11 protein-coding genes are annotated in these 13,565 nt (G+C 67.2%); 5 read left to right on the top strand and 6 right to left on the bottom strand.

Annotated features, from left to right (window positions below; genetic code table 11):
* Window positions 1-5 precede the first annotated feature (5 nt).
* From BAMB_RS24965 to BAMB_RS24945, 5 genes are all read right to left on the bottom strand, one after another.
* Window positions 6-2,243, bottom strand: a complete 2,238-nt coding sequence (locus tag BAMB_RS24965) for a TOMM precursor leader peptide-binding protein (RefSeq protein WP_011659928.1) — start codon at window positions 2,241-2,243, stop codon at window positions 6-8.
* A gap of 94 nt (window positions 2,244-2,337) precedes the next feature.
* Window positions 2,338-2,700 carry a BMA_0021/BMA_0022 family TOMM bacteriocin gene (locus BAMB_RS24960; RefSeq protein WP_011659927.1) on the bottom strand — a complete coding sequence of 121 codons (363 nt, stop codon included), beginning with the start codon at window positions 2,698-2,700 and terminating at the stop codon, window positions 2,338-2,340.
* A 16-nt stretch (window positions 2,701-2,716) separates the two neighbouring features.
* Window positions 2,717-3,061: a BMA_0021/BMA_0022 family TOMM bacteriocin gene (locus tag BAMB_RS24955; RefSeq protein WP_011659926.1), complete on the bottom strand. Its 345-nt coding sequence runs from the start codon at window positions 3,059-3,061 to the stop codon at window positions 2,717-2,719.
* Between the two features lie 33 nt (window positions 3,062-3,094).
* Entirely contained in the window at window positions 3,095-7,141 is a 4,047-nt protein-coding gene (locus BAMB_RS24950; RefSeq protein WP_011659925.1) for a TOMM system kinase/cyclase fusion protein, read from the bottom strand.
* Entirely contained in the window at window positions 7,138-8,139 is a 1,002-nt protein-coding gene (locus BAMB_RS24945; RefSeq protein WP_011659924.1) for an FHA domain-containing protein, read from the bottom strand. Before BAMB_RS24945 ends, BAMB_RS24950 begins: the two co-directional genes overlap by 4 nt.
* An 810-nt stretch (window positions 8,140-8,949) precedes the next feature.
* On the opposite strand from BAMB_RS24945, the gene BAMB_RS24940 reads away from it, so the two are divergent.
* The 3 genes from BAMB_RS24940 to BAMB_RS24930 all read left to right on the top strand — a co-directional run bounded on the left by BAMB_RS24940 (window position 8,950) and on the right by BAMB_RS24930 (window position 10,866).
* Entirely contained in the window at window positions 8,950-9,663 is a 714-nt protein-coding gene (locus tag BAMB_RS24940; protein WP_011659923.1) for a PadR family transcriptional regulator, read from the top strand.
* A 37-nt stretch (window positions 9,664-9,700) separates the two neighbouring features.
* Complete coding sequence (locus BAMB_RS24935; protein ID WP_011659922.1) at window positions 9,701-10,522, top strand: siderophore-interacting protein; 822 nt, start codon at window positions 9,701-9,703, stop codon at window positions 10,520-10,522.
* A 119-nt stretch (window positions 10,523-10,641) separates the two neighbouring features.
* Window positions 10,642-10,866 carry a hypothetical protein gene (locus BAMB_RS24930; RefSeq protein ID WP_011659921.1) on the top strand — a complete coding sequence of 75 codons (225 nt, stop codon included), beginning with the start codon at window positions 10,642-10,644 and terminating at the stop codon, window positions 10,864-10,866.
* 38 nt (window positions 10,867-10,904) lie between these two features.
* Here BAMB_RS24930 and BAMB_RS24925 read toward each other — a convergent pair whose 3' ends face one another.
* Entirely contained in the window at window positions 10,905-11,486 is a 582-nt protein-coding gene (locus BAMB_RS24925) for an undecaprenyl-diphosphatase (RefSeq protein ID WP_011659920.1), read from the bottom strand.
* Window positions 11,487-11,932: 446 nt separating this feature from the next.
* Between BAMB_RS24925 and BAMB_RS24920 the strand changes: the two genes are divergently transcribed.
* Together BAMB_RS24920 and BAMB_RS24915 are read left to right on the top strand one after the other, a co-directional pair.
* The gene (locus BAMB_RS24920) at window positions 11,933-12,673 is read left to right on the top strand and encodes an acetoacetate decarboxylase (RefSeq protein WP_011659919.1); all 741 of its coding nucleotides are present in this window, start codon (window positions 11,933-11,935) and stop codon (window positions 12,671-12,673) included.
* A gap of 51 nt (window positions 12,674-12,724) precedes the next feature.
* Window positions 12,725-13,510: a 3-hydroxybutyrate dehydrogenase gene (locus BAMB_RS24915; protein WP_011659918.1), complete on the top strand. Its 786-nt coding sequence runs from the start codon at window positions 12,725-12,727 to the stop codon at window positions 13,508-13,510.
* The last annotated feature ends 55 nt before the right edge of the window (window positions 13,511-13,565 follow it).

The raw sequence follows: 13,565 nt of genomic DNA, 5'->3' as shown, positions 1-13,565 counted from the left end.
TCATGTCACAGAAACAGCAGCGCCGGATTCAGCTCCATCTCGTCGCACGGCTGCGCACGCCAACCGCGTTCGACCGGCACCGAATACAACCGTCGCGCGCCGAACCGCGGCCAGAAATGACACAGCCCCGGCGCGATGACCTGCACCACGGACAAGCCGATGTCGGGCCGCGTCTTGTCGACGACGAGCACGTCCATGCCGGCCGCCGCGATGCGCCCGATGCAATGCGCGAGCGCTGCCGGTAGCGACGCGGCCTCGACCGGTTCCCAAGTCGAACGCGTCGTTGCACGCGCGCCGGCCGCCGGATACAAAAATCCGGTTGCCGGGAGCTTGTCGCGGTCCCACGGATGCGGCGCATCCGCGGCGACATCGAGCAACTGGTTGACTTCGGTCAGTGCCCGCTGCACCGCGATCCGACCGTCCGGATGGCAGCCGAAACCGATCGAGAAGCGCCCGTCTTGCGGATTTTCCGCGAGCGCGGCCACGGTCGGCACCTCGAGATCGGTGGTGATGTCGAGCGCCCACAAACGCCACCCGAGCGTCGCGTATTCGCGCACGAGCGCATCGAAATACGAATCATCGAAGCTCGCGAGATCGATGCCGGGGCGTGCAAGCCGGTTGTACCACCAGATCGCGACCGCATCGCGCTCGATCAACTCGAGCATGCCTTGCAGAATCGCCTCGTCGATGCTCGAACCCGCCGCGCAGCCGTTGGGGTTGTGCACGCACGCGGCCGGCGCCTGTGCACTGTCCGGCGTTTCCGCATAGCAGTAACTCAGCGGCACGAGGCGGCGCCGGCCGCTCACGAGCGACCATGCAGGCGTCCAGTCGATCACGTCGCGCGACGTGAAGCGCGGCGGCACCTGCTTGCGGACATCGCGGGTCAATGCGTTGATCGCGTCGCGCGCCGCGAATTGCCGTTCGCTGAACTGCTGAAGCTCATTCACGTGGATGGGCTCGGCGTCGCAAGCCTGATCGGCGAGCAGGCTTTCCATGCTGCCGGTCAGCCTCGCCTCGTCGCCCTGATACACGCTGCTGAATCGTTCGAGCGCTTCGCATAGCGCGCTCACGCGGGCTTGCTCGTCGGTGCGGCCCTTGCCGGAGCAAATCCTGTCGAACCGGTTGCTGCCCGGTACGGCGGCCGGGCACACGAGAAAGCCCGACGCATAGACCTTGCGCAGGCCCGCGTGCCGCTTCGGCATCGGGTGCAGATACGCGATCGCGCCACTGACCGGCGAGATCAGATGGGCATAACGCTCGAACACCTGTTGCGGGTCGGCGGTACGGTAGCCGCCGTCGGCGCGCGTCAACGGCGCATGATCGGCGAGCCGCGGCGCACGCGCCGCCTGCTCGCGCATCCATGCGGGTTTGCCGCAGCACGGGCATTGCGGACGCCTGATCACGCGGTGCCGTTCGACGGTCAACGTATCGATGCGCTGCGCCACGATATGCGTTTGCGAACGTTCCGCTATCGTGCGGTTGACCGCGATCTGCTCGACCGTCGCCGCCACGAACGCCGCGGCGGCAGCGGCGCCGGCACGCGACGCGGCCGGCGGCAGACGCGTTGCCGCGCTGCCGTGATGGCGCGCAAGCAGTGTCTCGACCGGCCGGTTGATGCGAATCCAGTAGCGCACGCATTCGATGCACGGCGCATCGGCCAGCGCGCCGCCGCCGGCCAGCAACGGCCCGATCAGCGTCTGCACGCCACCGGCCGCCACAAGGAGCAATGCCCCGCCGCGCGCCGCCACGCGCTCGGCGCACGCGGCGAGATCGTCGCGATCGTGCGTATCGGCGATCGCGACGGTCAGTTCGGCGTCCGGCACGACATCGATGCCGGCCGTGTCGAGCGCGCGCCGGAGCGCCGCATCGTCGGCACCGAACGCCTCGACCGCGACGCGCAGTTGAACGACGCGCGCGCAAGCCGCGTCACCGTCGAGCCCGGCGCGCTCGAAGAAGCCGCGCGCGGCATCGTCGTCGTGCGGCGGATCGGCGCGCACGTAGCCGCGGCGCACCAGGTGGTCGAGCCGCGCGAGCACGTCCCATTCGCCGAACGTGCCGGCAAGCGTCGTCACGATCTCGGCGGTCGTCATGCGCGCCCGCAGGCACGCGGCGATCCGCACGAAGATCGCACCGGACAGCATCGTGCGCTTGAACTCGTCGACGACGAACAGGGTCTCGGGCCCCGCATCGAGCACGAGCAAATGCGGCTTGAAGCGCAACACGCGCGAAAGGTCATCGAGCATCGTCTGGTTCCGTGCGGCGGGTCGGAAAAACGTCGCGCGGCCCGGGCAACCGCCCCGGGGCCGCGCGTGGGGTACGCGGCTCGGCCGCGCCGGATCAGCAGCAGGTGAACAGGTAACACGGCCCCGCGTCGCAGTACGCCGCGAGCGCAACGGCCTCCTCGTCAAGATTCGTCGGTTGCTCCGGTATGCCGACCGTCATCACGTTGCGCGGCAGGTTCCAGCTCCCGCCGCCTTTCCCGTCGCTCGTCCAGCCATGATCGCCGTGCGTCTTCTCGATCTCGATGTCGAGGATCCACGGACACTGGTAGCCGAAGTATTTCGCGAGTGTATCCAGCGGCTTGTCCAGCAGTTCGCGCTTGAATGCCGGGTCCCGCCATGAAAGCGCGATCGCACGCAGATAGACCTTCTGAAACTCCAGCATCGATTCGAGCGTCGGATTAGCGTTGTCCTTTGCCATGTCGGTTTCCCCGAAGTCATTCCATGATGGTGATGTGGTTCGCGTTGTACGCGGCCAGCGCCTGCGCGAATTGCGCCTCGTCCGCCGGCGCGGGCGGCAAATACAGCGTCAGCTTGTTTTTGTGGCCGGCGGTCCAGTCGCCGTTGACGGTCGGCGTCCACGCCGACGATTTGATCTGCACCTTCAGGTCGAGCTTGAATGGAAAGTGATAGTCGAAATGCTCGCGCAATGCGTTGACCGGATCGTTCTCGAGTTCGTCGAGAAATGCCGGGGAATGCCATGCGAGCGCGATCGCCCGGATGACGGTCGCGCGGTATTCGAGAAACTGATCGTACGTCGGTAATCGAAGATCCTTGCTCATCGGTCTGCTCTCCTGAATGACGAATGGGACTGCTTACGGCAACGACTGCAACGTGGCTTCGGCGAGCCTGGCGATCCGGCCCATGCCCGCCGTCGTTGCAATTTCGACTGCGCGCCGGCACGCGTCCAGCGCGGCCACGCCGCCGCAGCGCGGATCGGCCCGGCGCAGGTACTCGCACTCCTTCAGCAACAGCTGGGCTTCGTAATATCGTTCCCCGGTCGACTCGCACCATGCGAGGCATTGCCGGATCTGCGCGAGCGCGGCGCCGTAGTCGCCGCGCGCGGCATCCAGCTCGGCAAGCAGCGACGCGTAGTAGGTCAGCCCGAGCAGGCCGCCCGACTGCCGCTGCGCATCGAGATGCGCGACAACGCCCGCGCGATCCTCTTGCGTCCACGCATGGATGATCGCGGCGTAGTGCCCGACCGCGCGCAGCCGGTGCGCCTCGGACAGCCGAAGCAGCGCTACCGACAACGATCGCGCCGCGTCGCGATCGCCCGCGAGCTGGTACGTGCGTGCGAGGTACAGCATCGTGACGCCGAGCGTCGGCAAATGGTCGAGGCAGGTCGCGCAATACACGGCTTCGCGCGCCATCGCGAGCGAGGCCTGCGGGTCGTCGTCCATGCACCAGCGCACGCTCGCGAGCGATGCCATCGTCCATGCGCGCGTATCGAGCCCCAGGATGCGCCGGTGGCCCGCGTCGCGCCGCACGTCATAGCCGGCCAGCACCGCGTCGAACGCGGCGCGGGCGCGCGCATAGTGGCCGTCGACCCACAGGCTCATGCCGCGCATCGCGTCCGCCGCGACCTGAACGCCGGCATCGCCGCGCTCGGTCGCGAGCGCGTCGAGCCGCAGGCCGATCCCGCGCACGGTGGGACGATCGCCCGCGACGTGGTAGTAGGTCGACAGCGTCCATAACGCGCTGATCTCGAGTTCCGGATCGTCGAGCGTCTGCATTTGCCGCAGCAACTGCTCCGCATGCTCGCGCACCTGCGGATCCGCCCAGCCGAACCGCGCCATCGTCGCGTGCGTCAACGTGGCGCGGATACGCGCACTGTCGTGCTCGCGCTGCGCGTAGTCGGCCGTGCCGAGCCATTCGAACACGGTCTGCCCGTAGCGGATCGCGTCGTCGTACCGGGAACGTTCGAGTGCGCGGCGCGCCGCGTCGATGCCGTGGGTGATCGCCTCCGCCCAAGCGCCTGCGCGCGCGAAGTGCCCGGCGACGCCGAACGCATGCGCACCGGCGCCGCGATCGGCTTGCGCGACGAGCGTACGGCCGACGCGCGCGTGATTGCCGCGCCGCACGGCCGGCGGCATCGATTCATACGCGGCATCGCGAATCAGCGCATGGCGGAACGAATAGAACACGCGATCGCGCCGATGCTGCGCATACACGATCCGCTCTTCGAGCAGCAGCCGCAGATGCGCGTCGAGCGTGCCCCGATCGTGCGGCGATGCGTCGGCGAGCAGTTGCGCATCCACCTCGAGCCCGATGGTCGCGGCGAGCTGCGCGGTGTCGCGCGCGCCGTCGATCCGGTCGAATGCAAGACCGAGCATGCCGCCGAGACTGAGCGGAAGCGGATAAGGGTCCGTTGCCCCCGGGGCCGCGGGCGAGCCGTCCGCGCCGCTCATCGTCAATTCGCGCGCGACGGCCTCGATAAACAGCGGGATACCTGCCGTGCGATCGGCAAGCCGGTCGAGCCACGCCGGATCGAACGCGCCCTCGCCCAGATGCGCCGACAGCAGGCGCTGCGCGTCGTCGCGCGGCAGGCGGCGCAGCACCACGCGGTCGGTCGCGCCGCGCCAGCGCGCGAGCTTGTCGGGGCGCGACGTGAGCACGATGCCCAGGGCCGCCGCGCGCGGCGAGCGCTGCAGATACGCGAGAAAGTCCTCGGTCGAGCGATCGAGCCATTGAACGTCCTCGATCACGAGCAAGACCGGCGCGCCGTTGCCGAGCGACACGATCAGTTGCTCGAGGACATCGAACAACGCGTGCTGCTCGCGCACGCTCGACCACAGGAGCCCCTTCGCATCGCAGGGCAGCCCCAGCCAGGTCGCGAGCGCGAGCCGGGCGGCCGCATGATCGCAATCGAGCGGCGCGATCATCGCATCGATCGCCGCGAGCGCGATGCCGGGCGGGCTATCGGCATCGATATGCCAATGCGCGCCGATGAACCGCAGGACCGGAAACAGCGCGTGGTTCTCCCGCTCGGGCAGGCACCCGCAATGCGCGAACGCGTGGCCCCGGTCCCGAACGGCTTCGCACAACGCGTGCACGAGCCGCGACTTGCCGAGCCCAGCCTCGCCGACGACGAGCCGCGGCACACCGTGCGGCGCCGGCTCGCCGCGCATCGCGCGACGATGGCGCCCTTGCGTTTCCCGCCACGCGTGCAGCAGCGCGTCGAGCTCGCGCGCGCGGCCGACCATCGGTGCACGCATGCCGGCGTCGAGCGAATCGAACGGCGTATCGGCGTGCCGCTCGCCGAGCAACTCGTGAACCGGCTGCGGCGCGAGGCCCGCCCGCGCCAGCTGCAATGCGGTCGGCCGGAAATCGGCATGCCGTTCGAGCGCGAGCCGCGCATCGTCGCTGATCAGAATCTGTCCGGGCCCGGCGAGCCGCAGCAGCCGCGACGCCGCGGCGGGCGTCGAGCCGCCCGACATGTGCGACGCATGCGCGAGCGCCTGCCCAACGTGGATCGCGGCCGCCACTTCGACCCGCCAGCTATCTCCTGCCCCGGCAACGCGGCCGCCGGCCGCCGTCGGCACCGGCAGCCGCGCGCGCCCGGCCACCCGCACGATGTCGAGCGCCGCACGCACCGCCCGGCGCTCGGGCCGGTCGATATCGCCTTGCAGGCCGAAATGGAACAGCAGCGTGTCGCCGAGCCTTCCGCCTGCGTGCGCGCCGTAACCGACGGCGATATCGGCGCACTTCGTCAGCCACTGTTCCTCGTAGCCGTCGATCGCATTGCCGTGCTCGGTGCCGGCATGGCGTTGCCGCCCCTCTCCGGCGATCGCCACGCAACAGCACAGCGTGGTGATCTGTCGGAATTCGCCGAGCGCGGCCATCGTCTCGCCGTGCGCAAGCGGGCGCGGAGGCATCGGCCGGCCCGCGCGACCGGCATCGAACTGGCCGACGAGCGCAGCGAAGTTGAGCGCGCGAAACTGCGCCGCGAGCGCGTCGGCCGACGCGGCGCGCTGCTGCGGATTCTTGTTCAGTGCGTGGCGCAGTACCGCGCCGAGCGGATGCGACGCGATCGATGGCGGGAGCGCGACGTCCACCGGGCTCAGCTGCTGATAGAGGATGTCGGCCACGCTCGCGCCTTGCATGACGACATCGCCCGTCAGGCATTCGATTACGATCAGGCCCCACGCATAAAGATCGCTGGCGGGTGTCGGCGGCTCGTTGCGCAATTGCTCCGGCGCGCAATAGGGCGGCGAGCCGAGCACCTCGGTCGCCAGCGTCGCGGTGTCGCGCGCGACGTCGTCGGTACCGGGCAGCAACGCACCGATGCCGAAATCAAGGAGCTTCGCGTGCGGCCCGTCATCGGCCATCGTGATCACGATGTTCTGCGGCTTCAGATCCCGATGCACGATGCCGCGCCGATGGGCGGCCGCGAGCGCGTCGAGCACCTCCGTCATCAGCCGCCCCGTGTCGACGGCCGACAGCGGCCCTTGCGCCGCGAGCCGGTCGCGCACGGTCCTGCCCTGCACCAGTTCGAATACGGCGAACAGCCGCCCGTCGGGCGCTTGCCCTTGGTCGAGCAGGGCCACGATGTTCGGATGCCGCAGCGCCTCGCACAGGCTCGTCTCGCGCCGGAAGCGCGCACGCCGGCGCGCGCGCTCCGCCGCGCTGAGCGCGGCATCGTCTCGCATCAGCTTGATCGCGACATCTTGCCCCGTCTCGTCGCAGATCGCGCGAAACACCACGCCGTTGCCGCCTTCGCCGAGCAGCGCGCCGAGCCGGTAATGCCATTTGCCGGCAAGCGCCGCGAAAGGCGCGGCATGCTCGCGCGGCGCAGCAGCGTCCGGCCCGGTCGGCGGACGAGATGCGGTCGGCAATACGGCCGGTTCTCGCGCGTTCACGGGCAATGGACAACCGGGGCCGGCGCCGCACGCTGCACGTCGATACGCGGCCCGACGGCCGGCACCGACTGGCATTCGAGGTGGTCACCGCGCATGACGCGGAATGCAAAATCGCCGAAACGGACGCTGCCGCGCCGGCGCTCGACGAGCTGGCGCGCGCCCAGCCCCGGCAACGCCGCGAACTGGCTCCGTGCGCGGTGAATCTGCACGTTGACATGGGACGTATCGGTGCCGAGCATGCGTGCCAGCCGGTCAAGTTCGATCCATCCTTGCGTGGCGGCGTCGTAGCCGGCCTGCATGTCGGCCGCGCGTGCGCGGGCGAGCGTGACGAGGCTGTAGTGATGGGCGCGCTCGCCGAGGTCGACCACGCCGCCGCGGACGTGCAGCAGCATGCGCACGTGCTCCTCGTTCCGGCTGACGAAGAATTCGAGCAATTGCGTCGGCGCGGCCGGATCGGCGGGTGCGGCGAGCATCACCGTCGAGCCGTGGCGCACGAGTGCGAGGCGCCACGCGAAGTCGCCGGTCGACACTTCATCGCCGTCGTGGAGCGCGCGCGGCGGCAACGTGTCGTCGCACAGCCATTCGCCGGCCGGCGAACGGACGATCGTGACCGGCTGCGCGGCCGGGGCAGGCAGGATCTGGCGCGGTGCGAGCACGATCGGGGCCGCGGCGCCTCGTATCGGCCATAGCGTATCGGCCGGATCGTCGAGCGTATCGACACGCCACGGTGCAATGCCGGCCCTGCCGAACCGGATCACGTCGCCGCGGTGCAGCACCGCGTGCTCGCCGTCGCGCAGCGCGACGCCCGATACCGACGTGCCGTTGCTGCTGTGATCGTAGAGCTCCCAGAGGCCGCCGACCCAGCGGATATGGGCATGGACACGCGACACCGACCCATCCCGGATGACCGTGTCGCAGCGCGCGTCGTCGCGGCCGAACACGTGATACGCGCGGAGCAAGCATGCTTCTCCGGAAGAATCATTCTTGAGTATCGCCATGGCCGCCCCGTGTCGGATTCGCCCGGATCGCTCGCTCGCGTGACGCATCGACGCCACCGGACAAGCGATTGATTCAATGATCGCGAACGGTGTGGGCCGTTCGCCGCCTCTTTACCCCATTTTTCTGGTCAGCTTCCTTTCCAATCGTTGCTCGGCGCGCCGCGCGTTATTTCGGTAAATTGAATTGTCGAGCGGTTTGTTGTTTTAAAATCGGACAACCTGATGAAAATCCTGCCAAATTAAATCACGCATCGCAACCGGAATACCCGGCGTGGGGGCTTTATATTGCAATGCTTCACATTTCGACGAATTTTCAGAGTCGTGGATAAAGGGTCGAAATTCTTCATCGCCTCGGAAATGACCGTCAGACAAGCGCTGCAACGGTATGCGTCATTGAATGACGAGGCGGATTTGACGGCCTTTGCTGTCGCGGACAATTTGTTTGATCGGGCGATAATTAAATTAAGTAATTTCTGGAATTTAAACAATAGTTGCCGGTGTTTTTATAATTGATATTGATTAATTTATTCATAAATCCGGCTGTGCCACTCGGAATGTTTCGGGAAATCATCGGCAAGCGCGTGCGCCGCGATCAATTAATTGAATGACCGCAACACCGGATCCGGCACCGGCCGTCCGGTCGCCGCGAGCGGGCCGACGACGACATCGACGGAACGCGCCGACAGGAATCCGCGCCGCAGGCCGCTCGGCACAGCCGCACGCCCCCATCCAACCCCAATAATCCGTCCTTGACACCCTATCTTTCGATATATATCTTTAGATATGTTTTCCGACATATAGGACACGATCATGCGACACAACCCCTCCCGCGGCCATGCCCGATGCGACGGTCATGGTCCGCATGCCGCCCCTGACTGGTTCGCCGGCCTCTGGCACGCAATCGGCCGCCATCGCCGCGGCCACGACCCCTTTGGCGGCGGCGGTCCGTTCGGCGGCCGTGGCGGACGCGGCGGCTTTGGCGATTTCGGCGACGACGGCATGCCGCGCGGCCGCCAGTTCAGTTCCGACGATCTCCAGTTGCTGCTGCTCGCGCTGGTCGCCGAGCAGCCGAGCCATGGCTACGAGCTGATCAAGGCGCTCGACACGCGCTCGAACGGCTTCTACAGCCCGAGCCCCGGCATGGTGTATCCGGCGCTCACGTATCTCGAGGAAGTCGGCTTCGTCGCGTCGCAGGCCGAAGGCAATCGCAAGCGCTATGCGCTGACTGATGCCGGTCGCGCGCATCTCGATGCGCAGCGCGAACGCGTCGACACGCTGTTCGCGCGCCTCACGCACCTCGCGCGCAAGATGGAATTCATGCGCCGCGCGTTCGCCGGCGAATCGGCGGGCAGCGAAGCACCGGACGACGCACAGCCCGGCTGGCTTCCGGAGTTCGTCGAAGCGCGTCTCGCGCTCAAACGGGCGCTGCTGCACAAGAGCGCCGCCGACGCCGACGAACAACGGCGCATCGCGGCGATCATGCGCCGCGCGACGGCCGAAATCGAAGGCGGCACCGGCGCGTAATCCGCGCCGTCCCGCCAAACCTAAGGAGAACGGATTGATGCAGAACACATCCGAGCGCACCGTGACCCGCGTGCGCCATACCCTCAAGTTCCGCCTGCTGCAGGTCGTGCGCGTGCACGCGGTGACGCCGCATCTGCTGCGCGTCACGCTCGGCGGCCCCGACCTCGCTGATTTCGAATCGTCGTCGTTCGACGACCACGTGAAGGTGTTTTTCCCGCCGCCCGGCGCCGAGCGGCCCGCGGTGCCGACGCTCGGCGCGAACGGCCCCGAGTTTCCCGAAGGCGAACCGAAGCCGATTGCGCGCGACTTCACGCCGCGCCGCTTCGACCGCGCCGCCTGCGAACTCGATCTCGAATTCGTGCTGAACCATCCGGGCCCCGCATCGCAGTGGGCGGCGCAAGCTCGCGTCGGCCAATGGCTCGGCATCGGCGGCCCGCGTGGTTCGTTCGTGGTCCCGATCGATTTCGACTGGCATCTGCTGATCGGCGACGATACGGCGCTGCCGGCGATCGCACGGCGTCTCGAGCAGCTGCCGGCCGGCGCCCGGGCGGCGGTCGTGCTGGAAGTCGCGGATCGGACCGCGCAGATCGCGTTCGATACGCGCGCCGACGTGCATGAAATCTGGCGCTTTCGCGCCGAAGCCGACGCGGCGCACGGCGACGCGCTGCTGAATGCAGTGCGCGACCTGCCGCTGCCGTCCTCCGGCGACGGTTATGTGTGGGCGGCGGGTGAAGCGCAGTCGATGCGCGCCGTGCGCCTGCACCTGACCGGCGAGCGCGGCATCGACAAGTCACGCATCCGCGCGGCGGCGTACTGGAAGCGCGGCGCGGCGGCCGTGCACGAAACGCTGGAAGACTGACGCGAACGGGCGCCCGCGCATCGGCGGGCTTGGCATCGGCGGGGCGGCTGGTATATATGTATGCCTGCGACGCCGCTGTCGGGCGACAGCCGCCGCAGCCCGCCCAGGAGCGCCCGGTCATGACAAGAGAAAGCCACGCTTCGCCTTTCCTTCGCAACCTGAAGATCGCCGGCTATTGCGGCCTGGCGGCCGTCGTGCTCGCGCTGTTCGTCGCGATGTGCGCGATCCTGAAGGAAAGTTCTCTCGAACGCGACGCCGTCCGGCACCCGGGCGAAACGCCCGAACTGCATGAAGCAGGCGACAGCACGTCGGCATCGACCGAATCGACCAAGACGCCCGGTTGACGGAGCCCGGCCCGCACTTCTCCGCTTGATTCTCCCGCTCAGGGCGCGCGCTCGCGCCCCATCATCACCGCGTGCACCACGTCGCCGATCCGTTCGAGCAGCTCGACCACGCGTTGCCCGTACAGGTGCGCGGCCAGCGCGCCGGCCGTGCCGACCAGCACGCCGCCGGCCATGTCGAACGGCCAGTGCACGCCCGCATACACGCGACCCCATGCAATCGCGACGGCCATCGCGGCCATCACGAACCCGGTCAGCCGCGTGGTGCCGGCGAGCATCATGCCGACGGCGAGACTCCACGCGAACGTCATGTGATCGCTCGGAAACGAGCTATCCGGCACATGCGGAATCAGTTGCGTGCCGACGCCGGCCATGAACGGCCGCGGCGAGAACCAGAAATGCCCGAGCACCTGCGCGAGCGCCAGCGCCACGCACGTGCCGACGCCGGCTTCGATCGCCTGGCGCCGCGTCGCACGCTCGCCGAAGATCCAGGTCAGCAGCAGCATCGCAGGCAGCGCATAGACGAGCCAGTCGGCGGCGAAGATCGCGAGGCGGGCAACGCCGGGGTGCGGCGCGGCGCCGGCATTGATGGCGGAAAACAGGGTGAGATTGAGGTTCTGCATGAATCCGGTTGCGTGGGGCGTAATGAGTGACCGGCCGTACCGGTCGGAGGCAAACGATGCTAGGGCGCACCCGCTTAAGCGTTGCTTAATCCGTCGGCCCATCGGTGATCAGGACCGGCCAGTGCGCCGCGCGCGAACGCACTTAGAGCCCGCGCTGCAACACAAGTTCACACAATTGTCACATCGCCGCGCGACCGTCTCCCGTAGAAGCTCACCAACTCTCCCGTAAAACCTCACCTTTTTCGTATCGTGGCTTCATTGATGCGCATGAATATCGGGTCACCGGGCGCCGTCCGCGCTGTTTGTGCCGCTTGTCTCAATATTTAGGCGGCAAATGAATCGAAATCGGCAACAATTAATTCCATATGCGGCATCGCACAACGGCGACGCACAGGCATACGATTACGACCAATCATCCACGAAGCGATCAACAACAAGGAGTCCGCATGAAAATCAGCGATGTCCGATCGAAAGCGTTTGCGATGCCGTTGACGAGCCCTGCTTTCCCGATGGGGCCGTACCGTTTCGTCGATCGTGAGTTTCTGATCATCACGTATCGCACCGATCCGGACCGCCTGCGTGAGATTGTCCCCGAGCCGCTGCAGATCACCGAGCCGCTCGTACATTACGAATTCATTCGCATGGCCGATTCGACCGGCTTCGGCGACTACACCGAAAGCGGTCAGGTGATCCCCGTCGAATACAACGGCCAGGCCGGCGGCTACACGCTCGCGATGTATCTCGACGATCACCCGCCGATCGCCGGCGGCCGCGAGCTGTGGGGCTTCCCGAAGAAGCTCGCGTCGCCCACGCTGCACGTGAACACCGATCACATCCTGGGCACGCTCGACTACGGCAAGGTGCGCGTCGCGACCGGCACGATGGGCTACAAGCACAAGGACCTCGACATCGAAGAGCAGGCGAAACGCCTCGCCGGCCCGAACTTCCTGTTGAAGATCATCCCGCACGTCGACGGCACCGCCCGCGTGTGCGAACTGGTGCGCTACTACATGCAGGACATCAAGATGAAGGGCGCATGGACGGGCCCCGCGTCGCTCGAGCTGGCACCGCACGCACTTGCGCCGGTGGCCGACCTGCCGGTGCTCGAGATCGTCGAAGCGCGCCACATCGTCGCGGATTTGACGCTCGGCCTCGGCGAAGTCGTCTACGATTACCTGGCTCAATAACACGTCCGCAGTCCTTTCTCCCTGTCAATCCTTTCACCACGGGAATTCGAAATGAGCAACCTGAATGGCAAGACCGCAGTCGTCACGGGCGCCGCAAGCGGCATCGGCAAGGAAATCGCACTGGAGCTGGCCAAGGCGGGTGCGGCCGTCGCGATCGCCGACCTGAACCAGGACGGCGCGAACGCGGTGGCCGACGAGATCAACAAGGCAGGCGGCAAGGCGATCGGCGTCGCGATGGACGTGACCAACGAGGAGGCCGTGAACAGCGGCATCGACAAGGTCGCCGAAGCGTTCGGCTCGGTCGACATCCTCGTGTCGAACGCCGGCATCCAGATCGTCAATCCGATCGAGAACTACGCGTTCTCCGACTGGAAGAAGATGCAGGCGATCCATGTCGACGGCGCATTCCTGACGACGAAGGCGGCGCTCAAGCACATGTACAAGGATGATCGCGGCGGCGTCGTGATCTACATGGGCTCGGTGCACTCGCACGAAGCGTCGCCGCTGAAGTCGGCCTACGTGACGGCCAAGCACGGTCTGCTCGGCCTCGCGCGCGTGCTGGCGAAGGAAGGCGCGAAGCACAACGTGCGCTCGCACGTCGTGTGTCCGGGCTTCGTGCGCACGCCGCTGGTCGACAAGCAGATTCCGGAGCAGGCGAAGGAGCTCGGAATCAGCGAAGAGGACGTGATCAAGAAGGTGATGCTCGGCAACACGGTCGACGGCGTGTTCACGACGGTGCAGGACGTCGCGCAGACGGTGCTGTTCCTGTCGGCGTTCCCGAGCGCCGCGCTCACGGGGCAGTCGTTCATCGTCAGCCACGGCTGGTTCATGCAGTAATGTCTTCGCCTCCCTGACGGGGGGCGATGCCCGCACCACCGCCCATTCTCAAGAC

This window comes from Burkholderia ambifaria AMMD, assembly GCF_000203915.1.
Classification (GTDB): Bacteria; Pseudomonadota; Gammaproteobacteria; order Burkholderiales; family Burkholderiaceae; genus Burkholderia; species Burkholderia ambifaria.
The sequence above is the reverse complement of the archived record's forward strand: the minus strand, read 5'-3'. Positions and strand labels throughout refer to the sequence as shown.